The following is a 26,503-nucleotide window of genomic DNA, read 5'->3' on the forward strand; positions in this document are numbered from 1 at the left end:
CGTGGATAGACGGCCCACACGACCAAAAGGGTAAGCAGAATGATAGTTTTGTAAGCTCCCTTACCGTAGCTGTCTTATGCAATTTGCTCGACACGTTCCGTGTGCGAATCGACGCACGTGAGCGTCTCGTCGAGTTCGACGACGAGCGCTTCGTCGCCGTCTTCGACGCGAACGCGGAGTCGCCACGGGTCGGTGTCGACGACGGTGAGTGCCTCGTTGCCGACGACCCACGGGAAGCGCCAGAAGTGGGTCGCACAGAAGTCGGTGTTCCGCGACGAGAGGAAGCCGAGGACGGTCGTCTCGTCGAGAAGCACGAGGCCGACCGGGGAGACGGCTTCGTAGGCGCACTGTCCGCATCGGTGACTCACGACCACGTCGAGGTCGTACAGGTCCGATTCGGGGGTGAGAACCGTCTCGGTCGTCCCGCCGCACTCCGGGCAGACTCCGTCGGCGGCGAGACAGTGGAGATGTCGAACGCGCTGGTCGAACGCGCTGAGGAGCGCCTCTGGCGAGCGCCCGTCGATTCCCCCCGGAGGGAACTCCTCGTGTGCGTGGACGCGCCCGCAGTCTGCGCACGCGATGGTGAGTTTCTCGTCCGCGTAGGTCGCTTCGAGTGCGCCATCACAGTCGACACACGTCCCCGGTGCGGGAAACGCCGGCAACACCGGGTCTTCGTTGAACGTGCCCGCGAGCACGGCACGAACGACTTTTTCGCCGGCGTGCCGGAAGTCGTAGCCATCGTCGGTCTTGCGGACGAACTGCCCGCGGAGCTTGCCGAGATGGTAGTTGAACCGGGCGCTGTCGTCGACGCCGACACGTCGCCGGAGTTCCGAGAACGGAACCGGTCTGTCGGGTGACTCCCAGAGTGCTTCGAGGATGTTCAATCGCGTCTCGTCGGCCACGATGGCGAACGCTTCGGCCGGGGAGATGCAGTCCTCACAGCCGAGGAGCGTGTCCTCGTGTGTGGGGGCGGAATCGCTCATATCGTACTCATCGAGGACGAGCGACAATAAAACAGGTCGTGTAATTTTCTTTTGTCCCCCGCGATACACGTGGTCTTTACGTGCATCCGACCCTTAGCGGGCGACGAAATGAAGATTCGTCAGAACATCCGCCACTTCGCGACGAAGAAGGCGCTCACCATGCCCGTCATCGGCGACATCGCCACCGAGAAGATGGTGGACCTTCACGTTCGCGTCTTCGGCGAGCGCGCGGACCCCGACCACCGAGAGGAGCGCGAACCGCACATGGCGGCGTTCTTCGAGTGCACTTTCGACACCTATCTGGCGGCACTGGACGAGGGATTCCCGGAGGCTGAAGCTCGGGAGATTACGCACATCCAGGCCAACTTCGACTTCTACAACCACGGCTGGACCGAGATGATGGAGTTCCCGGCCGACGAACTCGAAGCCCACTACGAGCGCTACCAGCAGTTCTTCGAGCGCTACGACATCGACATCGCCAACCCGCTGGGCGAGTTCCGCACCATCGACATCCCGGATGCGCCCGCGACGCTGGAGAATCTGGAGAACCCCGAACATCCCCACGCCGAAGGCGGTTTCGCCGACGACGTGTACGTCGAAGACGCCAGCGGTGAGGTCGCCGCCGGCGGTACCGAAGAGCCAGAAGACGTCGACGTGAGCGTCGCACCCGGCATGCAAGAGGTCGACGACGTCGACGAAGAAGCGGCCTAAATCACAGTTCCCCAGTCAGTCGTCGCTCGGAACCGGTGGTCCGGTGTCGACGACGCTTTCTTTCCACGTTCCGCGCGTGAACCACGCCAGCGCGAGAAACGCCGCGGCGACGTTCGAGAAGGCGATACCGTACCAGACTCCCGTCGGCCCCATCGAGAAGAACTCGACGAGGACGAACGACGTCGGAATTCGGAGCACCCACAGCGAGATGAGCGAGAATATCATCGCCGTTCGGGTCGACCCGCTGCCGCGGAAGCCGCCGTTGACGACGTTGAACGCCCCGAGGAAGAGGAACGTCGGGCCGATGATGCGGAGGTAGTCGACGCCGACCGAGATGACCGTCTCCTCGCCGGGGATGAACACCGCGACGATGGGTTCGGCGAAGAAGTACGCTATCGTGGAGACGAACACGAGCGCGCCGACGATGATGCCGACCGCCCAGAAGACGGCGCGCTCCGCCCGGTCGGGTTGGTCCGCGCCGAGGTTCTGCCCGACGACCGTCGAGGTCCCCTGCGCGAGTCCGATTGCGGGGAGGAACACGAGCGAGTTGAGACGGTTGCCGATACCGAACGCCGCGACCGCGGTTTCGGTGTCGACACCGCCCGCGTTCACTGCGGCGTAGGCCACGAGCGCCGTCAGCGCCGTGACCCCGAGTGCGCGCGTCGATTGCTCGATGCTCGATGGCGCGCCGATACGGACGATTTTCTCGACCGTCTCGCGCTCGGGGACGAGGTCCCGCGGCGAGAGGCTGATACCGACGCGACCGGACAGCAGGAGCCAGAAGCCGACGAGCGCGCCGACACCGCGAGAGAACACCGTCGCGATAGCTGCTCCTTGGACGCCGAACCCGGAGAATCCGGTCGCGACGAAAAGCGACTGGCGCAGGCCGTCGAGACCGAGGGCCGAAAACACCGGATTCGCGTCGAAGCCGAGGATGAGGAAGGGGTCGAGGACGACGTTGAGCACCACGCCAAACGCCATCAGATACATCGGTGTCTTGGTGTCGCCCCACCCGCGCAGCAGGGCCTGAAAGATGAAGAAGCCGAACATGAACGCGACACCGAGGAAGATAGTGCGGGTGTAATCGACAGACAGCTGGTGGACCTCCGTTCCGGGCGTCGTTCCGATAAGCGGCAGCAACACCGGCGTCAGGAGATAGCCGAGTACGGCGAATCCGGCAGACAGCAGGATGACGAAGCCGAGCGTCTGTCCGGCGACGTGGTCGACTTCGTCGTGGTTGCCCGCGCCTTTGTTCTGGGCGACGAGCACCGTCCCGGCGACGGTGAAACCGCCGCCGAACGAAATCATGAGGAAGACGAGCGGCCACGAGAACGACAGCGCAGAGACCGCGTTCGCGCCGACGCGGCCGACCCAGAAGGTGTCCGCGAGGTTGTACGCCACCTGCATCATCTGCGAGAGGACGATGGGGAGCGACAGCACCAACATCGGCTTGACGAGCTCGCCGTCGACGAGGTTGACGTCTTTCGGCTTCGCGCTCACTGCGACCCCTCCTCGCGGAGGAGGTCCGAGACGACGAACGCTTCGAGCGCCGCCCGAACCTCGTGCGGTGCCGCAGTCGCTGGTGTCCGTTCGCTCTCTGCATCCGGTTCCGAGACGGAGACTCGTTGCAGGCGTGCCCCGTCGAGTGCGGCGAACAGCAGTGTGGCCGTCCGGTCAGGGTCGACGTCGCGGAAGACACCCTGCTCGATACCGTCGCGGATGACGTCCGCAAAGCGCCCTCGAATCGCCGCCTCGTTTTGGGCGATTTGCTCGCGGTACGCCTCGACGTAGGGGGCTTGGGTCCGAATTTCGGCGAGGGCGAGACCGAAGCGGTCGTACTCGCCGTCGTCGTCCTCGTCGGGAACCATCTTGTCGAGGAGGAAGCGAAGTCGCTCGTCGGGCGCGTCGCCTTCGGTCTCTTCGACTCGCTGTTCGAAGTGTTCAAGGAGGAAATCGAGGAACGCGACGAGCAGTTCGCGTTTCGTCCCGTAGTGGTAATGGAGGAGGGACTTACTCTTTCCAGCCTCGTCGGCGATTCGCTGCATCGTCAACTCGGCGTACCCGTGGGCGCACAACGCCCGATAGGTCGCCTCCATCAACGTCTCGTGGACCTCGTCGGGGACCGACCGGTCCGAGGTGGCGTCCGTAGTCACTAACTGACTAGTCAGTCAGCGGCGTGAAAAGGGGTTCCGAATCCGAAACAGATTGCCGGTAAGCGTGGCTCGGAGTGTCGTACCGAGTGAGACTGGGGGGTGAAAACGAGCTACAGCCGCTTGTCGATTCTGTCGGCGACTTCGTAGCCCGCGACGATACCGCCGTTCAGGGAGCGCTCGGGATACTGGGCTTCCGAGGCCATCCCCGCGTAGTAGACGCCCTCGGCGACGTCGTCGGCGAGGTCGTACGGGACGACGAGGTCGAGGTAGCCGCGTTCGTAGACCGGGCCAGCACGGGGGTTTCGCGAGACTTTGAACTCCTCGACGGCCGAGCGGTCGAAGTCGGGGAACATGTCCTCGATTTCGTCGAACCACGCGTCTTCGACTTCCTCGTCGGTCATCTGCCAGAGGTCTTCGTGCGGTCCCTGAACGTAGCTTGCGACGTACAGCAGGTGGTCGCCGCCGTACCGCTCGCGGGGGACGAAGTTCGTGTGCTCGATGAGCGAGCCGAAGGGTGCGTCGTGGGCGATGTTGAGCCAGTAGGTGTCCATCAGCGACTCGGACATGGTCGCAAGCCCGCAGACAGCCCCTTGGAAGTCGATTTCGCACTCGAACCCGGTGAGGTCTTCGAGGACGTTGGGCATCGCCGCGACGACCACCGAGTCCACCTCGTGGACCTCGGTCTCGTCTGCCGTTTCGACGGTGATGGTGTCGACTTCGTCGCCCTCGGTGTCGAGTTCGGTCACTCGCGACCCGGTCTGGATGTTCTCGCGGCCGACGGCCTCGATGAGCGCATCGATAAGCGGGGCGAACCCGCCGTCGAAGTAGCCGAGCAGTTCGCCGCGAAGGAGGTCGCGCTCGCCGCGGAAGCGGACGCGGCCGAGGAACCACGCCGCCGACACGTCGTGTTTGCGCTCGCCGAACTTGCCGTCGAGAAGCGGGTCCACGAAGTTGTCGTAGACGCCTCGGGTGGTGTGTTCGACCACGAAGTCCTCGATTGGTGTGTGTTCGTACTCGGCGAGTTCCTCGTAGGCGTCGAAGTCGGGGACGCCACCGCGCACGTCGATGCCGAGCGTGAGCATGCCGAGGCGGAACTTGTCGTAGAGGCTCATGTGCGGGTAGGCGGCGATTTGCCACGCCGTGTCCAGCGGATGGACCACGCCGTCGACGTAGTAGGCGTTCTTGCCGATGCGCCACTCGAGGTCGTCGCCGAGACCGAGTTCGTCGGCGAGTTCGACGATGGTCTCTTCGGACTTCGAGAGGTGGTGGTAGTACCGTTCGATGTCGTCGCCGTTCGTCTCGTACGTCGCTGCGAGTCCGCCGAGCGAATCGCTCGCCTCGAAGACTCGCACGTCGTGACCCCGTTTTCGGAGTCGATACGCCGCGGCGAGACCCGCGATGCCGCCGCCGACGATACCTATCATGCGCCGGAGTTTGCCGGGGGCACGAAAGGCCTTTCTGGTTGACCGCTCCCGTGTGGGAAGTACGAGGGATTTATCCCACCTCAAACAACTCAACGAGCATGAACGGCGTGTCTCACTGGCAGGCTACGCCCTATACGCTCCCGCTCGGGGTTGGTGCAGGAGTCTTCGTAGCACTCGGTGTGTACCTGCTTCGACGCCGTACGGAACAGCGACTCGTCCCGGGGACGGTACTCGGAGCGCTCCTGCTTTTCGCGTCCGGGTTGTGGATGGGGATGTACGCCCTCGAACTCTCTCGGACCGACTTCGCGACGAAGGTGCTTTTGAACCAACTCGGCTACGTCGGTATCGCCCCCATTCCGCTCCTGTGGTTCGCGTACGTGATGCGCCACACCGACATCGCCGACCTCCCGCGGTCGATCTGGGCCGCACTCGGGACCGTTCCGGTCGTCGTCATCGGCCTCGTGTTGACCAACGACTGGCACAATCTCATCTGGCGTCACCTCTGGATATCCATGGACAGCGGGTACGCTATCCTCGTCAACGACCACGGAATCGCGTTCTTGGGGTACATCGTCTACGCGTACGTCCTCATCGCCATCGGTCTCGCGGTCCTCGTCCGCGAACTCGTCCGGGCCGAGGGCATCTACCGAAAACAGACCGCCGGGTTGCTCGTCGGTGGGACGGTCCCCGCAGTCGCGGGTGTCGTCTACGTCCTCGGTGCGAGCCCAGTCACCGGACTCAACCTTCCGACGCTCGCGTTTTCTTTCGCTTCGGGCACCGTCGCGTGGAGCGTCTTCCGACATCGACTGTTCACGCTCGTCCCGGTGGCGTGGGAGTCTGCCGTCGAATCGATGGACGTCGCAGCGTTCGTCCTCGACGCGAACGACACGATACTCGCTGCGAACTCGGCGGGCGAAACGTGCCTTCGGGTCGACCTCGACGACGCCTACGGCCGCCCCGCGTCGGCCGTCCTCCCTGACACGCTCGTTGCGACACTCGGCGACGAAACCGATTCGGAGGTGGCTCTCACCTGCGACGGCGACACGAAAGACGTGCTGGTCGAGACGAATGCGCTCGGCGAGGACGCAGTCGCCGCGGGGAGACTCCTGCTCGTCCGCGACATCACCGACCACAAAGAGCGAGAGCGACAACTCGAACGCCAGAACGAACGCCTCGACGAGTTCGCATCGGTCGTCTCACACGACCTCAGAAACCCGCTCACGGTCGCACGCGGCTACCTCGAATTAGCACACGAGACGGGCGAGGACGCTCACTTCGAGCGTATCGAGGAGTCTCACGACAGAATGGAAGCGATTATCGAGGACCTTCTGACCCTCGCCAGACGGGGCGAGACGCTCTCTGACCTCTCGCCGGTCGATATCGCAACCGTCGCGCGCGAGGCCTGGGACGGTGTGGCCGCGGAGAACGTGACCGTCGACGTGGCAGTCGACCGGACCATCATGGCCGACCGGGGGCGGCTCAGGCAACTGTTCGAGAACCTCTTTCGCAACTCAGCCGAACACGGCGTCACCGACGGGGGGTCGTCAGTCACCGTCGTCGTCGACACGCTCGACGACGGGTTTTACGTCGAAGACGACGGCCCCGGCATTCCCGAAGCAGACCGCGAGCAGGTCTTCGAACGGGGCTATACGACCCACGACGACGGGACCGGACTCGGACTGCCAATCGTCCACTCGGTGGCAGAAGCACACGGCTGGAGCGTCGACCTGACCACGGGTGAGACCGGCGGTGCCCGGTTCGGGTTCCGCGGTGTCGAAGACGTCCAAGACACCGCGACGCCCGAAATCACTACGGATTGAGATATCCGCCGCAGTTGCGACGTTCGCCACATTTTTATCTGCGATACGGCAACAGCGGGGCATGGTTACGGTCCGCGCACCCGCAACGAGCGCAAATCTCGGCAGCGGGTTCGACGTTTTCGGTGTGGCACTCGACCGTCCCGCCGACGTGGTTCACGTCGAGCGAGCGGACCGCACAACAATCGAAGTGACTGGCGTCGGCAGCCAATACATCCCGACCGACCCGAATCGCAACGTCGTTGGCGCTGTCGCCGAGGCGCTCGACGCCCCGGCGCACATCCGCATCGACAAGGGCGTCCGTCCTTCCTCCGGGCTCGGGTCGTCGGCCGCGAGTTCCGCCGCCGCCGCCCTCGCACTGAACGAACTGTACGACCGCGGCCTCTCGCGTGAGGAACTCGTCCCAATCGCCGCCGAGGGCGAGGCGGTCGTCTCCGGCGAAGCACACGCCGACAACGTCGCACCCGCGCTCCTCGGTGGCTTTACCGTCGCGACCGACGAAGGCGTCACCACCATCGATGCGGACATTCCGCTCGTCGCGTGCCTGCCCGAAATCGTCGTCTCGACGCGGGACGCGCGCCGAGTCGTGCCGAAGCAGGCGAGCATCGACGACCTCGTCCACACCGTCGGACGCGCGGCGACGCTCTCTGTGGGAATGTGCCGCCGCGACCCGAGACTCGTCGGTGCCGGAATGGACGACCGAGTCGTCACGCCAGCGCGTGCGGAACTCATCACCGGCTACGACGAAGTCCGGAGCGCCGCACTCGCCGCCGGAGCAGACGGCGTGACTGTGTCCGGCGCAGGCCCGTCGATTCTCGCTGTCTGTGGCGCGAACGACCGAACCCGCGTCGCCGCCGCGATGCTCGAAGCCTTCGACGACGTCGACGTGTCCGCCCAGGCCTACAAGACTCGTGTCGGCAGTGGCGCAGAAATATTCGAATTCTGAGTAGTGTTTAGATAGACGCTCGCTCCGTCTATCGTCCTGTATTCAGCGCTGTGAGCTACTGGAACGAATTGACGTGGGTCTTGCTAGCACGATTCCGAGAAGACTTTTCTCATTAACACGAGACGTTGGAGGTATGAAACGAGCACTCGTCGTCGTCTCGCCGAACGAGCGGTCGAAGCGCATCCTCCGAGAAGCCGGTGAATTCGCCGCCGGCAGTGGAGCAGAACTCGTCGTCCTCACCGTCACACCCAGCGAGGAGTTCGAGCGGACACGCTCGGCACTCGCGGACGTTGGTTCGTCGGACGTCGTCTACGGTATCGACCAAGCGACCGAGTCCGCGCGTCGCCGTGCGGACCGCGTCGCTCGCGAAGCCCTCGAAGGACTCGACGTTGACTACCGCGTCGTTGCCGACATCGGCCCCGAAGTCGACTCCGTGCTGGAGACGGCGCAGTGGGAAGCGTGCGACCATCTGTTCATCTCGGGTCGCCGCCGCTCGCCAGCCGGAAAGCTCATCTCACGCGACCTGACGCAGACGCTGATGCTGCAGTTCGACGGGCCGGTCACCGTCCTCCTTGGCGAAGAAGACGAAGCTGAGACGGAAGAAGACCGCGAGCTGTTCGCCTGAGACGGGCGACTGCGTTCTCTTTTCTCAACCACCTCGGAGCGACTGCTCGATTGCGGGCGGCTTCGCTCTGTGGCGTGTCGAACGAATAGAAAGTGAAGAACTCGGCTTAGACGCCGCGGCCCTGCAGCTTCTTCTCTTCGGGCATGTCGACGTTCGCTTCGCCCTTCATGCCCTTGCCGATGCCGGAGGCGATGTCGGCGAGTTTGTCTGGGTCGTCCCAGTTGTTGACCGCCTCGACGACTGCCTTGCCCATCGTCTCTGGGTCCTCTGCGCCGAAGATACCGGAGCCGACGAAGATACCGTCACACTCGTGGTACATCATGAGCGCGGCGTCGGCGGGCGTCGCGATGCCACCGGCGGCGAAGTTGACGACCGGCAGGCGACCCATCTCGGCCGTCTCGTGGACGAGTTCGGCTGGGGCTTCGTGTTCGCGGGCCCACTTCTCGCGCTCGTCGTGGTTCAGACCCGTCAGCGTGCGAATCTGGTTCTTGATAGTGCGCTGGTGGGTGACAGCCTGGTTCACGTCGCCCGTGCCGGCTTCGCCCTTCGTGCGAATCATCGCAGCACCCTCGTGGATGCGGCGGAGCGCTTCGGGGAGGTTGCGAGCACCGCAGACGAACGGAGCGGTGAACTCGCGCTTGTCGATGTGGTAGTCGTTGTCGGCGGGGGTGAGAACTTCGCTCTCGTCGACCATGTCCACGCCGATGGATTCGAGAATCTGCGCTTCGGTGTAGTGGCCAATTCGGGCCTTCCCCATCACCGGGATGGAGACGGCGTCGATGATTTCTTTGACCTTCTCTGGGTCGGCCATGCGAGAGACGCCGCCGCGTTTGCGGATGTCGGCCGGAACGGCTTCGAGGGCCATGACGGCAACCGCGCCAGCTTCCTCGGCAATCTTCGCCTGTTCAGCGTCGACGACGTCCATGATGACGCCGCCCTTCTGCATCTGGGCGAACCCGCGCTTGACGAGTTCCGTCCCGCGCCGGAGTTCCTCCAGGTCGGTCTCCTCTGCCATGTTTCTGGCTTGCGACTGGGTACACTTAAGGAGTCGCTTCCGGTCGTCAGTCACTCCCACGGGCGGCGGCCGCATGGGGAAGACCGGCACCGCTTTTACTCGGCCACGCTTTCGGCCGGTTATGGACGAGGCGACGCGACTGCGCCGCATACTCGACGACCCGAGACGCCTCTTCGGCGACGACGACCTCCCGCCGAACACGAACTTGCCGTGGTGGCTCGCGCCGCTTCCGAAGTGGCTTGAGAACTTCGGCCTCAACGTCGCGTGGCTGGTCGTCGCCATCAACCTCGTCGGCACCGCGTTCGGCTTTTGGTACTACGGCATCCACCCGTTTTCCGACCCTGTCGTCCAACTCCAGTTCGCCACCGAACCTCTCGTGATGTGGCCGTTCGTCCCCGACAGCCCGGTGGCGACGCTCTTTATCGCCCTCTCGCTCGCGCTCTGGAAACTCGGCCGGTCGAACGAGTACGTAAACGCGCTCGCGTTCTTCGGCTGCTGGAAGCTCGGCCTGTGGACGCCGTTCGTCCTCGCGGCCTTCGCCGACTCGTTCCTCGCAGTTACGTGGTTCCCGATGTACCTGTTTTTGTTCTTCAGCCACCTCGCCATGGTGGTCCAGGCCTTCCTCATCCAGCGCTACTCGGCGTTCCCGATTCGCGCCGTCGCCGTCGCCGTCGCGTGGTACGGCTTCAACGACCTCGTCGATTACTTCGTCCCACTCGTCGGCGACCCGCACCACACGGCGCTCCCGGTCGCCGATTCCGCGGCCGCCTACGGGACGACGGTGCTTCAGGTCGCGGCCGCCGGCGCAGTGTTCCTGACGCTCTTTGCGACGTTCCTCGCGCTCGCAACGCGCGTGAAAAAGCTCGAACTCGGCGGTCTCGCCGGCACTGTCTAGTTAGTGACCTCCTCAACCGGTGTTCGCCCATCGAGCGCTTGATGCGGTCTCTGAAAATTGTAGTATTGCACAAATTGTATGAAGCACTCGCGGACGCTTCCGTGACTGCCCACCCACGAATTATGGAAGCGGTCGACTCGCATTTCGAGGGTGTGAAACCATTTTTCGATGAGGTTTCGCTCGACGTAGTCAAGCCGACCGCTCAATCCTAATCGAGAGAGGGCAGTCTGATAGCCGTAGCCATCAACGAGAAACACAGTGTCTGAGAGATCGTGTTTCTCGGAAAGTCGATGGAGAAACGCAGCAGCCGGGTCGGTACCATGTCGTCCAAACAATTCGACGTCAAGAATCAGCTTTGTCTCGGTGTCTATTGCAGCGTACAGCCAAGACCACTCACCATTGATTTTGACAGCGGTCTCGTCGACCGCAACCCGCTTCGGCTTCGCCTCAGGCGGGTTGTGACCGCTGTCGGCCAGCCGATGTACCCATTGCCAAACCGCTTGGTGGGAGCGTTCAACGCCGAGTAATCGAAGAATTTCTTTTGTCTCTCTAAGTGAACAACCGGTCGCGTGGAGCTGGACGGCGAACGCCCTGACGGGCGTTGCCGTCCGCTCACGCTCCCAAGTTTCTTCTAAATCCGTCGCAAAGCACTCGCTGAGCAGGTCTGCGAGCATCTTGACCAACTAACTCAACGACCTGCTCGTTCCTCAAACTGGCTTAACTAGACAGTGCCGTCTCGCCTAATTCATCTGGGATTCGATACGACCCCGGACTAGCCTTTTGCTCGTCGCGTGCGAACCGCCGCGCGATGACTCTCTTCGACCGAGTGGCCGACCTACCACTCACCATCGAGTCCGTCTCGCGCGAGCAATTCGAGAGCGACACGTCGAGTGGCTTTCACCGCAAGACGACCGTCTTCGAGCTCTCCGGCGAGGGCGAGACCGGGCGAGGCGAAGACGTGACCTACGACGTGGAGGACCACGACGCGCTGGCCAAGACACCCGGGAACGTGTTCGACATCGTGGGGTCGTACGACTCGTTCGTCAACTTCTCGGCCGCACTCGACGGAACTGACCTCTTTCCCACGAAAGTCCCCGAGCGCGAACCGTCGCTCCACTACCGGCGGTGGGCGCTCGAATCGGCCGGGCTCGACCTCTCGCTCCGGCAGAACGACACGGACCTCGCGAGCGCGCTCGACCGCGAACGCGACCCGGTCCGGTTCGTCGTGAGCACGCGCCTCGGCGACCCACCCTCGGCAGACCGCGTCGAGATGCTCCTCGAACGCGACCCCGAGTGTGAGTTCAAACTCGACCCGACGAGCGACTGGAACGCCGACCTCGTGGAGTCGCTCTCGGGGAAGGAGTGCGTCCGTATCCTCGACCTGAAAGGCCAGTACGAAGGCACGGACGTCGACCAAGAACCCGACCCGGAACTGTACGAGCGAGTCGTCACCGGGTTCCCCGAGGCCGTTCTCGAAGACCCGGCCTTTACCGACGAGACGCGTCCGCTGTTCGACGACGACGAAGACCGTGTCTCGTGGGACGCACCGATTACGGGCGTCGAATCGGTCGAAACACTCCCGTTCGAGCCTTCGTGGTTGAACATCAAGCCCTCGCGGTTCGGGACGGTCGAATCGCTCCTCGAAACCATCGAGTACGCCGAAAAGCGGGGGATGTCACTCTACGGCGGCGGTCAGTTCGAACTCGACGTCGGCCGCGACCACATCCAGTTGCTCGCGTCGGTGTTCTATCCCGACGGGCCAAACGACGTTGCACCCCGAGAGTTCAATCTCCCGGAGCCACCGGAAGGGTTGCCACAGAGTCCGCTCTCGCCGAGTAAGGGTCCAGCGGGGCTCGACTTCTGAGGACAAAAAATGAGGCGATGGGGGAAGGTGTACAGGACGGGTGAACGACGTGCGTCGGTGCCGACTTAGAGGACGTTGAGGCCGACGACGCCCCCGAGTACCAGCCCGTACGCGAGGTGGAACGCGAGGAAGCCGACTACCTGTTGCAGCTCCGGCTCCATGCCGAGCACGAGTCGCATCCAGAACACGGCGGCGACGACGAACAGGACGATTGCGTAGGCAAGGCCAGCGATGATGCCCGCAGTGAGCGTCGAGACGCTCAGTACCAGTGGGACGACCAGCACGAAGACGATGCCCGCGACGGTACCGTACAGGAAGTGCAGGACCATGCCCTGCATCATGTACTCCGCCGGGGGGTCGTCGCCGACGTACTTCGACCAGAAGGCCGCAGTCGGCGGCGGAGAATCGTCTCCTATCGTCATCATCAAGGCGGTCATGACTACGGTCGCGAGCAGCCCACCGACGAGGCCTGCGAGTATCGACGCCACGTGTTGTTCACCCGACTAAAAGTGGGGGAGGCGGCCGATTAAGCACGATGCGGCACGGTTTGCCGGATGCACCGCGGCCCTAGATTCATATACTCGATAGTGACCAGAACGCACAGCCCCGTCCCGTCTTGCACATCGGTCCGCCCATGGGTTGGTTCACGCGGCTTACTCGTCGCTGTCGGCGTGGGCGCGCACCCACAACTCGCCGATGCGGGAGAGTCGCGTCCGGTAGGATTTCCCGCGTTCTTGCTGTTCGATGTAGCCCTTGCCACCGGGGCCGAGGCGGTCGACGTTGTAGATGACCTTCGACCGGAAGGAGTCGGTGTACTCCTCGTTCATCTCGCGGGCGAGCGCCTCCGCGAGTTCGGAGACGGACCCGAATTCGCCGTGTTCGCCGAGTTTGAACAGGATGACCTCCTCGAAGGGTTTGACGTTCGAGAAGGACGCGACCGGAAGTTCGACGATGTGTCGGTCGTCGATTTGCTTCGCGCCAATCGTGGTTCCGCGCTCGTCGAACTCCGCCAAGAGGTCCGACGAACTCTCGATTCGCTCGCGGAGTCGCTCGTCGTCTATCTCGCCGGATTCGAGGATGTCTTCGAGGAGGTCACGGCCCGTGCGCAACTCCTCGGCGAGTTCGCTTTCGAGATACTTCTCCGGGGCCGTGTAGTAGGTGTGGATGCGCTCGCGGTCGGCCTGCCGTTCGACCATAATCGAGTGTGCGGCGGTTGCGAAGGCGAACGAGACCGGCCGCGGCATGGCGCTCACGTTGACCCAGACTTCGCCCGGTTCGTCGTCGTCGCCCCGGAGTTCGTCGTCGGCGTCGAGTTCCGCGTTGATGAGGTCGTACGCCTGCTCGAAGGCGGCGTCGTAGTCGTACACGTCGTCGACGACGACCCGGTGGGTCTCCGCGCCGAGGAGGTTCTGGAAGTCCTTTTCGAGCTTTCCAGAGAGGTCCTTCGAGTACTCGACGTTCGCCTCGCTCCCGACGGCTCCTTCGAGGAGGATGACGCGGTCGACGTCCAACTGGTCGCGAATGAGCGGCGCGATGAGTCGGTCGTAGTCGAACCCGACGGGAACGATGTGCGTCTGCATACGTGGTACGTCGGCGTGGGAGTTATAAAAATGGCCAGACTGTCGGGTGGAGAGGTGTGTGCGGTGAGTTCTGTATCCGACGAGTCCATCCCAATTGATAGAATTTCACAATATAACGTAGATTGTCCAGGATGTGCTTATGTGAATTCCCGTGATCATCACCGATCAAATAGATACAAGAAGCAATCATATCAAACTGTCATGGAAAAATAAAGTTGGGAAGATTTATATGCAATTGTGATCAAACACTAGTTACGCGTCCTCGAGAGAAGACGTATTCTCAGTCCCCCACCGGGGATTGATTTGATGAAACAAATCAAATAGTGGCTACTCTAGTTTACTGACGAAGTAGTCTACTGCCCCACTATTTTGTACGAGATCTACTGAGTGGTTTAGTTCTGAGTACCGTTTTAATTCTGGGTCTGCACCCTCCAGTAGAACAATTATATCTCCTTCAGAGATGAAATATTTGTCTTCAGTCTGATCAAAGGCTTTCACACAGCCCCTATTTTCTTGTGCGTATTGACATGCATATTTCATTACATCAAGGGACTCTAACTCCTTTCGTCCGACATTCCCCCTATCAATGTAGATAGTAGGCTTAGGATAGTGTTGTGCCCGGCGGATACCTTCATCTCGGAGTGGTATCATTCGCTCAAATTCGTAATCAGAACCTGCATTAACACTATCCGAATCAATCCAAGCATCCGAATCACTTTGTTCATTATAGTACTCTCTCAAATGCTCATAGATATTCTTCTCAAATAGGGGATATACTTCTTGCTCCAAGTAGCCCATCAATATGTCTGCGGCTGATAGCAATGGATAAGTTTGGTCACCATTTGGAACAATATTCAGATGGTTTGATGCCTCACCAAGTTCTGACCACATACGATTATATTTTCCAGTAAAATCATCTGTCAATATGTTTTTTCTTGTATCCGTTGGCCTACGACCACTCTTATTCACATACTTCCAAATTGATACAAGATTATAGTACGAGGCTAGTTTTCCAGTTAAGAGATCCTGTGCGTTAATCCGTTCATGAGAGTGATCATCATCCTTGTAGATATCAACCCACATCGGCTCGAAATATGTTTCTGTGATTTGGATAGTCTCTACAGATGGAATGTCCAACAATGATGTGGCGATATCAACTCTCGCATCCTCGACCTTCCAGTCGGCAACCCACCGATTAATGTCTTTGTTCTTAACAACTGTTGAGGGTGTTCTAATTCTGTACTTGTCTTTCATATCATCCATAAGTTCGAAATATGAATTGTCAAAATCATCAATATCATCAACTGCAACTGCAACAGATAGTAAGCTCGCACCGCCTGGTCTTTTACTATCAAATCTGACTACGAGAGAATCTGACGCAACCCAGCCATTATCTTCCATAATCAGATTTTCAATTCTGAATATAATTAATTTACGCCAACTGAATAGGTTTTCCAGTTTACTTCTGAGACTCAGCCCCGCTACCGTGAGAGGCTTTCTGTGGCGTTCGTGGTGGGCGCTGGTGAATCCACCTAAACGTCACACCGTGTCCCAGAGGACTGGCTACTGAATCTACAAATCATTATTCAACCACTCCCACACCACCCAAATCCCAACCCCACCAACGAACGCCACCCCCAGATTTGCTACCACGCCAACGACCCCAACAGCGACCACAAACGGGTACGCCCCGCCCCCAACCTCCCGAAGACTCGTCCGACCTAACTGCACGCCGATAATCGCCAGTACGACGCCGAGCATCGAAACGGGATACGCGGCCGCAACGTCCACGGCGAACAGGGCGACGAGCACGTAGCCAATCCCCAGCACCACGTTCGCGCCCGCAGTCCGGGCACCGAAGGCGTATTTTCCGGCAACTCCGCCGCTGCCGTGGCACATCGGGAGGCCGCCAAAGGGGACGGAAACGAGGTTCATCACGCCCATGCTGGAGGCGATTTCGTCGGCCGACACGTCGCGGCCGAAGTAATCCGAGAGGAGGACCGACGTTGCGAGGGCGGCGTTGCCGACGGTCATCGCCAACTGGGCGGCCGCGGCTTCGAACGCCGGGAGGGTGACAGTCGCGGGGGTGAACGTTGCAGGCGCGAACAGCGCGGTGTCGCCGAGCGACGGGATCGTGAGTCCGAGCAGTCCCACGTCGGACGCGGCGATTGCGGCACCGACCGCCAGGACGGCGAGGGCGCTTAGATTCCAGCGCCGGGCGAGGGCCGCGAGAGCCGCGACACCGACCGCGACGCCGGCCAAAAGCGGGTCGCCGATACCCAGTTCGATGCCAGTCCAGAGAAGGACGAGCGCGACGCCGAACTGGACGCCGCGAACGACGGGCGCGCCGATGTATTGGCTCAGTCGGCCGAGTGAGTGCGTCCGACCGATAGCGAGGAGGACGACGCCGAGGAGCACACCAGCGACGAGTGCCTCGCCAGTGGTAATCGTTTCAGCGAGGAGGAGGGCCACGAGCGCCTTCATCGGTTCGACCGAAAGCGGGGCCGCGTAGTACAGCCCCCAGACGATTTGAAAGACGCCGAACCAGATGAGGACGAGCGTCAGCGAGAGATCGGTCAGCCGTGCGACGGCGACCACGATGGGGAGGACCGTAACCGAATCACCGACCGCACCGGTGAACTCGTTCCACGCGAAATCGACGGCGAGTTCGTCACGGTACGGCAGCGAGACGGCCATCCAGGCACAGTACCGTCGATTCCACTAAATATGTTTGCGTAACGATAGGTGTTCGCAGACGGAGTGAATCGAAACTGAATCCGGTTACTCCCACTTCGAGATGTCGAGGTGGACGCCGCCTCGGATGAAGTCGATTCCCATGAAGACCATCAGAGGGACGATTGTGACGATGGTCAGCGCGCCGAAGAAGACGTCCTCGCGCGTTCCGCCGAGCGTCGGCGCAGTGTTTGCGACCATCCCGATACCGAAACAGAGGTATCCGAGACCCGCGGCGACGTGCCAGTCGAGCGATACTGCTCCGACGCCGACCGAGTCGCGTAGCCCGGCGGCAATCAAGAGCAGTCCGGCCATGGCGAACCCGCCCACCCAGACCCACTGGTGGAGGTGTTCAGGTCGTCCAAAGAGTGCTATCGGGAACGCGAGAACGACCATGTCGAACACGCCGAGTCCGAAGAGAAATCGTCGTTTCACACGAGAGACCTCGTCCAAGGACGGTGTAAATCCACCGACAGTAGTCAGAGCGTGTGATTTCGACCTACCGCGCCTGCAACAGTGCTTCCGTCGGTACCACTGCCGCGAACTCGCCGTTCAAATGCGCTAACGCGGTTCGGTGCATCTCGTCGGCCGAGTAGGATTCGCCGTCCGGGCCCTCACGGTCGAACGTCGCGGTCGCGTCGGCCGGGAGATACACCTCGAACCCGAGATTCTCGGCCATCCGAGTCGTCGTCGAGACGCAGTGGTCGGTCGTCAGGCCGCAGAGGACGAGCGTGTCGTAGTCGCGGTCGCGAAGCCATCCCTTGAGGTCGGTGCCGATAAAGCCGCTGTTGACGTGTTTCGTGAACACGGGTTCGTCCTCGACGGGTTCGGCTTCGGGCTTCCAGTCGAATCCGTCGCCGTCGCTTCGGAGTGGCGAGTCCGGTTCTGTGGAGTCGTGGCGGACGTGCACCACGGGTGCGTCCACGTCGCGCCATGCCGCCAGCAGGTCGGCGACGCGGGCTTCCATCTCGGGATTGTTTCTGTCGCCCCAGCCCGGTGCGTCGAAGCCGACCTGCATGTCGATGCAGACGAGCACGGCGTCGGTAGGGAGTTCGAGTCTCGGTGTCGGTGTCGTGTCGTCGTCAGTCATCAGTCGTCCGCCGGTGCCATCGGCACCTTCGGGTGCTCGCGGGTGATGCGAATCGGACACTCGTCGGGGGCCTGCGACTCGTCCGAGGAGAACATGTACTGCGGCCACTCGCGGTCGCCGTCGACACCCCAGTCGCCGAGGTCGGCGTGCGGACAGACGCCGTCGTAGTCCTCGATGCGGTTCTGAATAACCTCACGGGCCTTCTGTCCGGCCTCGGTGTCGGCGGTGATGCCATCGAAGAGCGGTCGGGGCTGGAACGTGATTTCGAGGCCCCACGGACAGTAGCGACTCAGTCGCTCGTCGTAGAAGGGCGCTCGCGTCGTCGGGAAGATAGGCTCGCCGCCGAAGCAGAACTCCCACGTCGGGGTGTCGGGGTCGGTGGGAATGTCTTCGGGCCACGGTTCGGGGTCGTTGACGTGGAGGAACTGCAGGATGTGCCACAGACGCTCGTGATAGTCGGCTTCCGTCAGGTCCTCCTCGGGCGGCTTGAAGAACGTGACGAGCGAGCACGCTTCCGAGTAGTCTCGATACACGTCGAGATATTCGAGCAGGTTGTCGCGAAGCGCCAGCAGGGCGTCTTTGTCCGTCGAGGACTCGACGAACGTGTAGAGCGCGTCGCCATTGCGCTCGGATTCGACGCCGAAGTAACACGGGAATGGTGCACCGTCGCGCTCGCCGAGCATCGTCTCTCGGAACGTCTCGTAATGCTTCACCGCCCACTCGGGGAGGTCGCCATCGTCGATGCGGCGGCGAAGCACGTCCTGTTCCATGAGCACTTGCAGTCCCGACTCGTTCATGCGCGGGAGTTGGCGTGTGACGATTTGAGGGTTCGGGTTTACTACCCGAATCACCCCCTCGAAACGACGGGTGTTTGTCGACGCCGACTCAGAGCTGTCGGTCCATTTTCAGGTAGCGCGTCTCGTAGCCCGCTGCTTCGTAACACGCCTGTGCCGTCTCGTTGCGGGCGTGGACAGACAGCGCCGCGTGTTCGCAGCCACGTCTCTCGCCCCACTCGTGTGCCCGTTCGAGAAGTGCCGTCCCCAGCCCACTGCCGCGAGCGTCCGGTTCGACGTACAACTCTGTCACCTTCGCCGTCGCTCCGCGGGCGAACACTGGCGGCGACTCCGAGTACGAGACAGTCGTGTACCCCGTCTGCGACCCGTCGGCTTCGGCAACGAACGTCTGTACGTCCTTGTCCGCAAGCTGCGCCTGCCGGTACGCGAGGGCATTAACTCGGACGTACTCGTCACCGGCGAGGGCGTCGTGTTCGTCGAGGTTGCCCATCTCGGTGGCGAACGGAAGCCAGAGGTCGTCGACGAACGTGGGGACCTCGTCGGGTCGAAGGGGCCGGACGTCCATTGGTCTTCGACCACTCAGTTGCGTGTCAAAAATCTATTGTTTCTTCCGATAACCGGTGACGGTCCGCTTATTCGATTTCGAGACCGCCGGACTCGCCGCCGTCGCCGCCGTCTTCGTCCCACTCAAGTTCGAACTCGATGCTCAGTTCGCCGGGGCTTCCAACAGGGCCTTCGCGTTCTGCTTTCACCTCGAAGGTCGGCGAAGTGGGCGGGTCGAGCGTCACGGACTGGTCGCCGGCGGTCAGCGTAATCGACTCGCCAGCGTCGAGTTTGTCGGCGACGGTTCGGAGGTACGATGCGATGTCCGCGCGCGACTGCTTGCTCTCGGATTCGAAGAGGACTTCTTCAGGCATAGAACGACAAACGGCGTCCGAGGAGATTAATCCTCGCCCCGCTCTCAATTCGGAGGAACGCGAGGGGGGTTTGGGGTCGCCGACCTCAGTCGGCGCGAAGCCCCTCGGAGAACCGCTGTTGGTTCTCTTCGGGGGCAGCGACGGTGAGCGCGGAGACGCCGACGGTCAAGAGCGCCGAGAGGAGCATGCCCCAGAGGGCGAAGTCCCACGTGAGGTACGTCGCGCCGAAGAGTGTCGCACCGGCAAGGTCCACAGGCGGGACGAACACGTGCGCGAGGTAGAACGCCTGACTCCCGACGATACCGGCGAACATCCCCGAGCGCGTCGTCTTCGGCCAGTAGAGTGCGACGATGACGGGAAGCGCCATCTGTGCGAACCCGCCGAATGCGGTGTCGCCGACTTCGACGAGCGTTCCGGGGCGGAACAGACTGGCGACGAAGGTCAGCGTCGCGAACACGGCGACGCCGATACGGGCGAGCCACGCTTCGCGGGCGTCGCTCGCACTCGGATTCACGAACGGCCGGTAGAGGTCGCGGGTGAAGTACGACGACCCCGAGAGGAGCATCGAATCCGACGAGGACATCATGGCGGCCATCGCGCCGGCGACGACGAGCGCCGCGAACCAGACCGGCGTGTACTCGTTGAGCAGGACCGGCAAGACGTTCGCGCCTTCGGGGACCGAGATACCGAGTCCGGCGGCCCACGTCCCGAGGAGGAACGCCGGCACGAACAGCAAGACGACGAGCACGGGCCAGAGTGCGAACGAGCGCTTGAGAACTTTGCCGGACTTGGCGACGAAGAAGCGCTGGTTTATCTGCGGGAACATCGCCACGCCGAAGGCGATAGTGACGGCGGTGGAGATGATGAACTGCGGCGAGTACAGACCGCCGCCGAGTGCGAGGAACTCGGGTTTGTTGGTCGCGAGCGCGTTCGAGAGCGCGGTTGGCCCGCCCGCCGCGGTTGCGACCCACCCGACAGCGAGCCAGACGACGCCGAGCATGAACAGCCCTTGGAGCGTGTCGGTCCACGCGACGCCGCGGAGTCCCGCGATGACGACGTAAGCAATCATGAACACCGTGATTCCGGCGGCACCCGCCCAGTAGGGAATCGCGCCGTTCGTGAGGCCGACGATAGCCTCACCGGCACCCATCTGCTGGAGCATCACGTACGGGAAGAGCCAAAAGAGACTGATTCCGGCGACGAGCGCGCGGAGGCGCTTGGACCCGAAGCGGTCGCCGAGCATCTCGCCGAGCGTGACGTACCCGTGGGCCTTGCCGACGAGCCACTGCTTGTAGCCGACGACGTACCAGAGGATGGCGAAGAGCACGCCGTCCATGACGCCCATAACCAGAATCCACTCCGGTCCGGCACGGAACGCGAGGTCCGGCCCGCCGAAGAACGTGAAGGCCGACAGGAGCGTCGCAAACGTCGTAAACAGCAGGACGACAGTCCCGATAGAGCGGCCTGCGAGGTAGTAATCCTCGGCGTCGCTGCTGGTCAGTCGGTAGGCGAGCAGTCCGATGGCGAGTGCGACTACCAGGTACACGCCGACGACGCCGAGTTGGATGCCGAGCGCGGACACCATCAGTTGGTCACCTCGCCCATCCCGCGGTCCCACGCCCGGCGCGTGAACAGGTGGAAGACCGCAGCAGTCAGTACCATCCAGCCGATGTGCCACCAGAGCCACAGCGGGAGGCCGGCGAACACCCGGCTGTCGCCCCACAGAAACCACGGGACGGCGAGCGCCACGAGGACCGCGAAGGTCGCAACCCAGAGGTAATCGGTGCGCGTTCTCGTCATTACTGGAAACGATAGTTGATAACCGGACGTAAATGTTACTCTATTCTCCTACGTCGAGAGACTCTGAAGAAGAATTTTCTTCAATAGTCTGCGTCGAATTTCCCTGCTCGCTCAGTGAGGTGGAAACAATTTCCTCGGTGCGCGTCGAGGAACCCGTATGGAATTCGGGATTCAACTCTACTCGCTCCGGAATCTCGGGGAATCGACGGCCGAACTGGTCGAGCGCGCTGCCGACGCCGGGTTCGACGGGGTCGAGTTCGCGGGACTCGACGACACCGGCGCGATTCGAGAGCGTCTTTCTGAGACGGGGCTCGACGCGCCCGCCGCCCACGTCCCAATCGAGGAGTTGGAGTCCGACCTCGACGCGGTGTGCGAACAGTACGGGGCGCTCGGTGTCGAGACGCTCGTCGTCCCGTATCTTCCCCCGGAAGACTTCGCCGACGCCGACTCGGTAGACGAGACGGCGCGCCGCCTCGACGACCTGACTGCCCGATGCGACGACCGGGGAATCAGACTCCTCTATCACAACCACGAGCACGAACTCCGGTCGGTCGACGGCGAACCCGCCTTGGACAGACTGGCCGACAACTCGGGTGTCGGCTTCGAACTCGACCTCGCGTGGATTCTGGCCGCGGGCTACGACCCAGTCAGCTATCTGACGACGTACGCCGACCGAACACCGATTGTCCACCTCAAAGACGTGGTCGTCGATTCCGCGGCCGAACGCGGGGGGCGCCCCGTCTCACTCGGCGCGGGAGACCTGGACATCGACAACTGTCTGGCCGCCGCAGCCGACGCCGAGTTCGTCGAGTGGGTCATCGCGGAACACGACGACCCGGACGACCCAGCAGCGTTCTGTCGGGACGCCGGCGAGGCGTTCGCTACCTACCGATAGAGGCTGTCACGAAGGCAATTGCCGAGCCGACACATCGGCCGCGATAGATATTTCCCTGCAGCACGATTTATATAACGACGTTCGCAGGAGCGACCTGCAACAGCATCATCACCATCATCATCACACCACCCCCTGCAGGGGTGTTTCACCAATGGACGACACCGCAAAATACCTCATTCACGCTTCAATCTCCGCCGATGGAGTTGTCGAACGGAGCGACGTGGTCGGCGCCGTCTTCGGGCAGACCGAAGGGTTGCTCGGCGACGAACTCGACCTCCGCGACCTCCAGCAGTCCTCCAAAGTCGGACGTATAGACGTACAGATAGACTCCGAAAACGGCCACTCGTTCGGCCAGATGACCATCGCGAGCAGTCTCGACAAGGTCGAGACGGCCATCCTCGCAGCCTCGCTGGAGACGCTCACCCGCGTCGGCCCCTGTCAGGCGGCCATCGAGGTCACGAGTATCGAAGACGTTCGCGAGGCGAAACGCCGCAAGGTCGTCGAGCGGGCGAAGGAACTCCTCACCGAATCGTTCGACGACACCGTCATGTCGTCGACCGAGATTCTCGAAGAGGTCAAAGAGAGCGTCCGCGTCGAAGACATCTCCGAGTACCACGGGCTTCCGGCCGGACCACGAGTCACCGACTCCGACGCCATCATCGTGGTCGAAGGCCGTGCCGACGTGCTGACGCTCCTCCGCTTCGGCATCAAGAACGCCGTTGCAGTCGAGGGGACGAACGTCCCCGACGCGGTCGCGTCGCTCACCCAAGACCGGACAGTCACCGCGTTCCTCGATGGCGACCGCGGCGGCGAACTCATCCTTCGGGAACTCGCTCAAGTCGGTGACGTGGACTACGTCGCGTTCGCGCCAGACGGGCAGTCGGTCGAAGACCTCGACCGGAGCGACGTACTCCGGTCCCTCCGGAACAAGATTGCCTTCTCGGCGCTGCCGGACGACGGCGACTTGCGGGCGGCTGTCGCCGCCGCTGGCGACACTTCGGGAGTGCATTCGGACTCCCGCCCGGAGGCACCGGCACCTGACGACACGTCGGCCGCCTCGACTGCCGACGCATCCGCCACCCCAACCGCCGACGCGTCTTCCGAGACGGAGTCGGACAACAGCGGAACGATAACCGTCGAAACGACGAGCGAGCCGCCGAACGCTACAGCGGACGAACCGATTCCGGAACCAGAAGTCCTCGCCGGCGCACCGCCGGAACCGGCCGACACAGCCGACACAGCCGACACAGCCGACCCCGTCGCCGACGAGCAAGCGCCGGAATCGAAGTCGCTCGCCGACCACGTGCGCGAAGTCGTCACCGAAGAGAGTGGCCGTGCCCGCTTCCTCGACGACGAACTCGACCTCCTCGAAGAAGTCGCGGTCGAAACGGTGTACGACGCACTCGAAGACACCGAGTCGGTGCCGTTGCTCGTCGTGGTCGACGGCGAAACGAGTCAGAAGCTCGTCGATATCGCGGCCCAGCGCGGCGTCGAACACGTCGTCGGGCGCTCTATCGGAGAGTTCGTCAAAAAGCCCGTTAGCGTCCGCGTCAGAACGGCTGACCAGCTGCTCGCCTGAGGCGACTCACCGCTGGTCGGACGGGTCGGACACGAGCCGAATCGCGTCGGCGTCCTCGAACGCGTCGGCGACGCGTCCATCGCGGCGGAATCCGAGAGCCTCGTAACACGCTCGGGCAGCCTCGTTGTCGGGATGCACCAACACGGTGAGCGACGCGTCCCCTCGACGGGCGCGAAGTGCATCGACCAGTGCGGTGGCACGCCCCTCGCGCCGTGCCTCGGGCGAGACTGCGAGTTCGGCAACGTGGTCGCCGGTGGCGAGAAGATACCCGACCGGACGGTCAGCAGTATCGACGGAGACGAGAAGCGTCCCGACCGCTGGCCACGCGTCGAGAAGTTCGGGCGACGGCTCTGAGATGAGTTGCTGGAGCGACGAGACAGCCGCGCGGTCGCCCGGACGAGCAGGTCTCACAGACACAGTTACAGCGGAAGCCACGCAACGACGGCTGCCAGCGCGCCGGCGAGCGTCGCGAGGAAGTTGACCGCCTGATTGCCGAGACCGGAACCTTCGACGGTTGCGCCGAGGAGGCTATCGACTGTCATTCCCGCAACGCCGCCGACGAGCACCGCGAGCGCAGCAGCCTCGGTCGAAAGCGGCAGCAGGACGTACGCGAGCGCGGCGACGAGCGCAGAGCCGACGATACCGGCGACTTCGCCCTGCCACGTGACGCCGCCGTCGGTTCCCGGTGGCACAGGCTTGAACGTCGTGATGAGCCGCGGGTTGTCGAACAGGCCGCCGATTTCGCTGGAGAGCGTGTCACTCATCGCGGCGGCGACGGAGCCGCCGAACGCGAGGATGAAGAGGTCGCTCCCGAGACTGTGGCCGATGGTCTGTGTGGCGGCGTAGCCGACGACCGCGACGAGCGACACCGCGGAGTTGCCGAGGACGTTGCCCGTCCCGCGAGCACCCTCGTTTTTCTCTGCGACGCCGCGTTCCGCCTTGTGGTCGTAGCGGAACTTGGTGGCGAGGCCGCCGATAGAGAAGAACGAAACGAGGACGATAGCCCAGCCGAACCCGCCGAGGCCGATGGCGACAAAGAGGAGGAGGACGCCCGTGAGCATCCCGGCGAGCGACGCGGTTCCGAGCGCGTAGGCGGCGTAGCCGAGTGCGACCGTCAGCGCGATGGAGATACCAGTCTGGGTGGGTGAGACGGGGCCTGCAAGGACTTCGACTCCCCACAGGACGAACCCGACGGTAATCATGACAAGGGGGTCGTCGCGCTCGTAGAAGGCCGTCCGGAGGAGTGCGGCGACGAGCGCGCCCAGTGCTGCGACGAACGTAAACCGAGCGAGCGGCGCTGGTGCTCCCGTCACGTTGGCGACGGCCACTTGGCCGACAGTCGCGGCCGCGAGTCCCGTACCGACGAATCCGGCGGTCTGCAAGAACTCGTCGTCGAGGCGGGCGTCAGCCAGTCGCCCTCCGAGGTTCCCGTAGGCGAGTACCAACACGGCAGCGACGAACGCCGTGAGTGGCATCTTGACCCGGGGGACCGTCGCGAGAAGTGCCAGCCCGGTCGCGGCCAGTGCGAAGCCAGCCAGTCCGTTGAGACGGCCGTCCTCGCGGTCTCCCGGTCGCGCGAACAGCTCGAACAGCGGCCCGTCGTCGATGACGAAAGCCGCCAAGAGCGCGACTGCGGCGAACGGTGCAAACGCGGCCGAGCCGAGACTGGGGGCCGCGAGGGCCAACGTCCCGACAACCGCGAATCCACCCGCTCGCCGTAGTGTGGAAGTCACATCGTTCGGTTTCCCCGACGCGCACTTAACCCTCCCGACATCGGTGACTTCGGGGACGGCACCCACGGCGAACCCGAAGCGTTAGGGGCGTCCGCGGCGCGACGACATCGTGTGGGACTGTACGACTACTACCTCGCCCTCCGGTTTCGATTCGACAGTGCCGACACCCCGGACCACGTCGCGGTCGTCATCACCGAACGCGACCTGTTAGAACAGGGTGCCTACGACACGCTCGCCAACTTCCTCGACTGGGCGTTCGAGCACGGCACCGAGCGCGTCACCGTCTCCGTGAGCGTCCTCGACGAAGCAGTGATTCCGACCCTCTCGCGCGAACTCCGCGACATCGAGAGTCCCTACCCCATCGCCGTCCGCGAACCCGGCGACACCGAACCCGTCGACGAACCCGTACAGGTGAACATCGGTCTCGGCGGCAAACGCGAGTTCGCAAACGTCGTTCGGTCGTTGGCCGAGGAAGTCGATTCCGGCGAGTTGGACCCCGACGACATCGACGCCGACGAGGTCGAAGAGCGTCTGGTGTTCCCCGACGAACCCGATTTGGTCGTCAAGACCGGCGCAGAGCGTCTCTCGGATTTCATGATTTGGCAGTCGGTGTACGCGGAACTGTACTTCACCGACGTGAACTGGCGGGACTTCCGGAAGCGAGACTACCTGCGGGCGTTGCGGGATTATCAGGACAGACAGCGGAGATTCGGGCGGTAGGCCGAATGTCGTTGCGAGCAGCGTGAGCGACGGGAATTCGGGCGGTAGGCCGAATGACGCGTCAACTCTGTTGACGAGGTAGTTTGGGCGGTCTGCGGAAGCGTGCCATCCAAACGCCTTCGTAAGTAAACCGAGAGACTCACCTATTTGTTACTTAGTTGATTGTTGTCGGTATGGATGCCCTCCAAACTGAGCACCCAACCGAGTGGGCGGAAGGCAGCACCGGCCT

The 26,503-nt window shown here is 62.7% G+C and carries 28 protein-coding genes; 9 read left to right on the forward strand and 19 right to left on the reverse strand.

The features are described from left to right. Positions 1-74 precede the first annotated feature (74 nt). Positions 75-983: a winged helix-turn-helix domain-containing protein gene (locus KU306_RS01540; RefSeq protein ID WP_258302662.1), complete on the reverse strand. Its 909-nt coding sequence runs from the start codon at positions 981-983 to the stop codon at positions 75-77. A gap of 108 nt (positions 984-1,091) precedes the next feature. Between KU306_RS01540 and KU306_RS01545 the strand changes: the two genes are divergently transcribed. Beyond that, positions 1,092-1,694 (forward strand): DUF6149 family protein, encoded by a 603-nt coding sequence (locus KU306_RS01545; protein WP_007542685.1) that lies wholly within the window; start codon positions 1,092-1,094, stop codon positions 1,692-1,694. A gap of 15 nt (positions 1,695-1,709) precedes the next feature. Here KU306_RS01545 and KU306_RS01550 read toward each other — a convergent pair whose 3' ends face one another. From KU306_RS01550 to KU306_RS01560, 3 genes are all read right to left on the reverse strand, one after another. Continuing rightward, on the reverse strand, positions 1,710-3,194 hold the full coding sequence (locus tag KU306_RS01550) for an MATE family efflux transporter (protein WP_258302663.1): 1,485 nt from the start codon (positions 3,192-3,194) through the stop codon (positions 1,710-1,712). Beyond that, a complete protein-coding gene (locus KU306_RS01555) occupies positions 3,191-3,790 on the reverse strand; it encodes a TetR/AcrR family transcriptional regulator (RefSeq protein ID WP_394327746.1) in 600 nt (199 codons plus the stop codon). The genes KU306_RS01550 and KU306_RS01555 overlap by 4 nt, the downstream gene beginning before the upstream one ends. A gap of 167 nt (positions 3,791-3,957) precedes the next feature. Further along, positions 3,958-5,271: an NAD(P)/FAD-dependent oxidoreductase gene (locus tag KU306_RS01560; RefSeq protein ID WP_258302664.1), complete on the reverse strand. Its 1,314-nt coding sequence runs from the start codon at positions 5,269-5,271 to the stop codon at positions 3,958-3,960. Between the two features lie 98 nt (positions 5,272-5,369). On the opposite strand from KU306_RS01560, the gene KU306_RS01565 reads away from it, so the two are divergent. From KU306_RS01565 to KU306_RS01575, 3 genes are all read left to right on the forward strand, one after another. After that, positions 5,370-7,091 carry a sensor histidine kinase gene (locus KU306_RS01565; protein ID WP_258302665.1) on the forward strand — a complete coding sequence of 574 codons (1,722 nt, stop codon included), beginning with the start codon at positions 5,370-5,372 and terminating at the stop codon, positions 7,089-7,091. A 61-nt stretch (positions 7,092-7,152) separates the two neighbouring features. After that, a complete protein-coding gene (locus KU306_RS01570) occupies positions 7,153-8,034 on the forward strand; it encodes a homoserine kinase (protein ID WP_007542677.1) in 882 nt (293 codons plus the stop codon). A 133-nt stretch (positions 8,035-8,167) separates the two neighbouring features. After that, entirely contained in the window at positions 8,168-8,659 is a 492-nt protein-coding gene (locus tag KU306_RS01575) for a universal stress protein (RefSeq protein ID WP_007542674.1), read from the forward strand. Positions 8,660-8,765: 106 nt separating this feature from the next. Here KU306_RS01575 and pdxS read toward each other — a convergent pair whose 3' ends face one another. Then, on the reverse strand, positions 8,766-9,674 hold the full coding sequence (gene pdxS / locus KU306_RS01580) for a pyridoxal 5'-phosphate synthase lyase subunit PdxS (protein ID WP_074794592.1): 909 nt from the start codon (positions 9,672-9,674) through the stop codon (positions 8,766-8,768). A gap of 121 nt (positions 9,675-9,795) precedes the next feature. On the opposite strand from pdxS, the gene KU306_RS01585 reads away from it, so the two are divergent. Then, complete coding sequence (locus KU306_RS01585) at positions 9,796-10,569, forward strand: DUF1405 domain-containing protein (protein ID WP_258302666.1); 774 nt, start codon at positions 9,796-9,798, stop codon at positions 10,567-10,569. Here KU306_RS01585 and KU306_RS01590 read toward each other — a convergent pair. After that, positions 10,566-11,243 (reverse strand): IS6 family transposase, encoded by a 678-nt coding sequence (locus KU306_RS01590; RefSeq protein ID WP_258302667.1) that lies wholly within the window; start codon positions 11,241-11,243, stop codon positions 10,566-10,568. The genes KU306_RS01585 and KU306_RS01590 overlap by 4 nt on opposite strands. 134 nt (positions 11,244-11,377) lie before the next feature. Here KU306_RS01590 and KU306_RS01595 point away from each other — a divergent pair, with 134 nt between their 5' ends. Beyond that, on the forward strand, positions 11,378-12,433 hold the full coding sequence (locus KU306_RS01595; protein WP_258302668.1) for an enolase-like domain-containing protein: 1,056 nt from the start codon (positions 11,378-11,380) through the stop codon (positions 12,431-12,433). Between the two features lie 65 nt (positions 12,434-12,498). On the opposite strand, the gene KU306_RS01600 is transcribed toward KU306_RS01595, so the two are convergent. From KU306_RS01600 to KU306_RS01650, 11 genes are all read right to left on the reverse strand, one after another. Continuing rightward, positions 12,499-12,921 (reverse strand): DUF6789 family protein, encoded by a 423-nt coding sequence (locus KU306_RS01600; protein ID WP_007542668.1) that lies wholly within the window; start codon positions 12,919-12,921, stop codon positions 12,499-12,501. A 165-nt stretch (positions 12,922-13,086) separates the two neighbouring features. Beyond that, the gene (locus tag KU306_RS01605; protein WP_007542667.1) at positions 13,087-14,013 is read right to left on the reverse strand and encodes an HFX_2341 family transcriptional regulator; all 927 of its coding nucleotides are present in this window, start codon (positions 14,011-14,013) and stop codon (positions 13,087-13,089) included. A gap of 327 nt (positions 14,014-14,340) precedes the next feature. Next, on the reverse strand, positions 14,341-15,414 hold the full coding sequence (locus KU306_RS01610; protein WP_258302669.1) for a DUF8203 domain-containing protein: 1,074 nt from the start codon (positions 15,412-15,414) through the stop codon (positions 14,341-14,343). Positions 15,415-15,585: 171 nt separating this feature from the next. Beyond that, on the reverse strand, positions 15,586-16,710 hold the full coding sequence (locus KU306_RS01615; protein ID WP_258302670.1) for a putative sulfate/molybdate transporter: 1,125 nt from the start codon (positions 16,708-16,710) through the stop codon (positions 15,586-15,588). 84 nt (positions 16,711-16,794) lie between these two features. Then, on the reverse strand, positions 16,795-17,181 hold the full coding sequence (locus KU306_RS01620; RefSeq protein ID WP_049918748.1) for a DUF7994 family protein: 387 nt from the start codon (positions 17,179-17,181) through the stop codon (positions 16,795-16,797). A gap of 64 nt (positions 17,182-17,245) precedes the next feature. Then, complete coding sequence (locus tag KU306_RS01625; RefSeq protein WP_258302671.1) at positions 17,246-17,836, reverse strand: cysteine hydrolase family protein; 591 nt, start codon at positions 17,834-17,836, stop codon at positions 17,246-17,248. Then, positions 17,836-18,633 (reverse strand): YqcI/YcgG family protein, encoded by a 798-nt coding sequence (locus KU306_RS01630; RefSeq protein WP_258302672.1) that lies wholly within the window; start codon positions 18,631-18,633, stop codon positions 17,836-17,838. Before KU306_RS01630 ends, KU306_RS01625 begins: the two co-directional genes overlap by 1 nt. An 88-nt stretch (positions 18,634-18,721) precedes the next feature. Next, positions 18,722-19,195, reverse strand: coding sequence for a GNAT family N-acetyltransferase (locus KU306_RS01635; RefSeq protein WP_258302673.1), 474 nt, complete (start codon positions 19,193-19,195; stop codon positions 18,722-18,724). 67 nt (positions 19,196-19,262) lie between these two features. Beyond that, positions 19,263-19,547, reverse strand: coding sequence for an amphi-Trp domain-containing protein (locus KU306_RS01640; RefSeq protein ID WP_007542654.1), 285 nt, complete (start codon positions 19,545-19,547; stop codon positions 19,263-19,265). A gap of 85 nt (positions 19,548-19,632) precedes the next feature. Continuing rightward, positions 19,633-21,132: a sodium:solute symporter family protein gene (locus KU306_RS01645; protein WP_258302674.1), complete on the reverse strand. Its 1,500-nt coding sequence runs from the start codon at positions 21,130-21,132 to the stop codon at positions 19,633-19,635. Beyond that, positions 21,132-21,347: a DUF3311 domain-containing protein gene (locus tag KU306_RS01650; protein WP_007542650.1), complete on the reverse strand. Its 216-nt coding sequence runs from the start codon at positions 21,345-21,347 to the stop codon at positions 21,132-21,134. Before KU306_RS01650 ends, KU306_RS01645 begins: the two co-directional genes overlap by 1 nt. A gap of 157 nt (positions 21,348-21,504) precedes the next feature. On the opposite strand from KU306_RS01650, the gene KU306_RS01655 reads away from it, so the two are divergent. Together KU306_RS01655 and dnaG are read left to right on the forward strand one after the other, a co-directional pair. Beyond that, positions 21,505-22,242, forward strand: coding sequence for a sugar phosphate isomerase/epimerase family protein (locus tag KU306_RS01655; RefSeq protein WP_258302675.1), 738 nt, complete (start codon positions 21,505-21,507; stop codon positions 22,240-22,242). A 151-nt stretch (positions 22,243-22,393) separates the two neighbouring features. After that, a complete protein-coding gene (gene dnaG / locus KU306_RS01660) occupies positions 22,394-23,821 on the forward strand; it encodes a DNA primase DnaG (protein WP_258302676.1) in 1,428 nt (475 codons plus the stop codon). A gap of 6 nt (positions 23,822-23,827) precedes the next feature. Here dnaG and KU306_RS01665 read toward each other — a convergent pair whose 3' ends face one another. Together KU306_RS01665 and KU306_RS01670 are read right to left on the reverse strand one after the other, a co-directional pair. Then, entirely contained in the window at positions 23,828-24,232 is a 405-nt protein-coding gene (locus KU306_RS01665) for a GNAT family N-acetyltransferase (RefSeq protein ID WP_258302677.1), read from the reverse strand. 8 nt (positions 24,233-24,240) lie between these two features. Further along, a complete protein-coding gene (locus tag KU306_RS01670) occupies positions 24,241-25,554 on the reverse strand; it encodes a DUF92 domain-containing protein (protein WP_258302678.1) in 1,314 nt (437 codons plus the stop codon). A 111-nt stretch (positions 25,555-25,665) separates the two neighbouring features. On the opposite strand from KU306_RS01670, the gene KU306_RS01675 reads away from it, so the two are divergent. Next, entirely contained in the window at positions 25,666-26,274 is a 609-nt protein-coding gene (locus tag KU306_RS01675; RefSeq protein ID WP_258302679.1) for an undecaprenyl diphosphate synthase family protein, read from the forward strand. Positions 26,275-26,503 lie beyond the last annotated feature (229 nt).

It is taken from the genome of Haloferax larsenii (assembly GCF_024730625.1).
In the GTDB taxonomy this organism is placed as follows: Archaea; Halobacteriota; Halobacteria; order Halobacteriales; family Haloferacaceae; genus Haloferax; species Haloferax larsenii.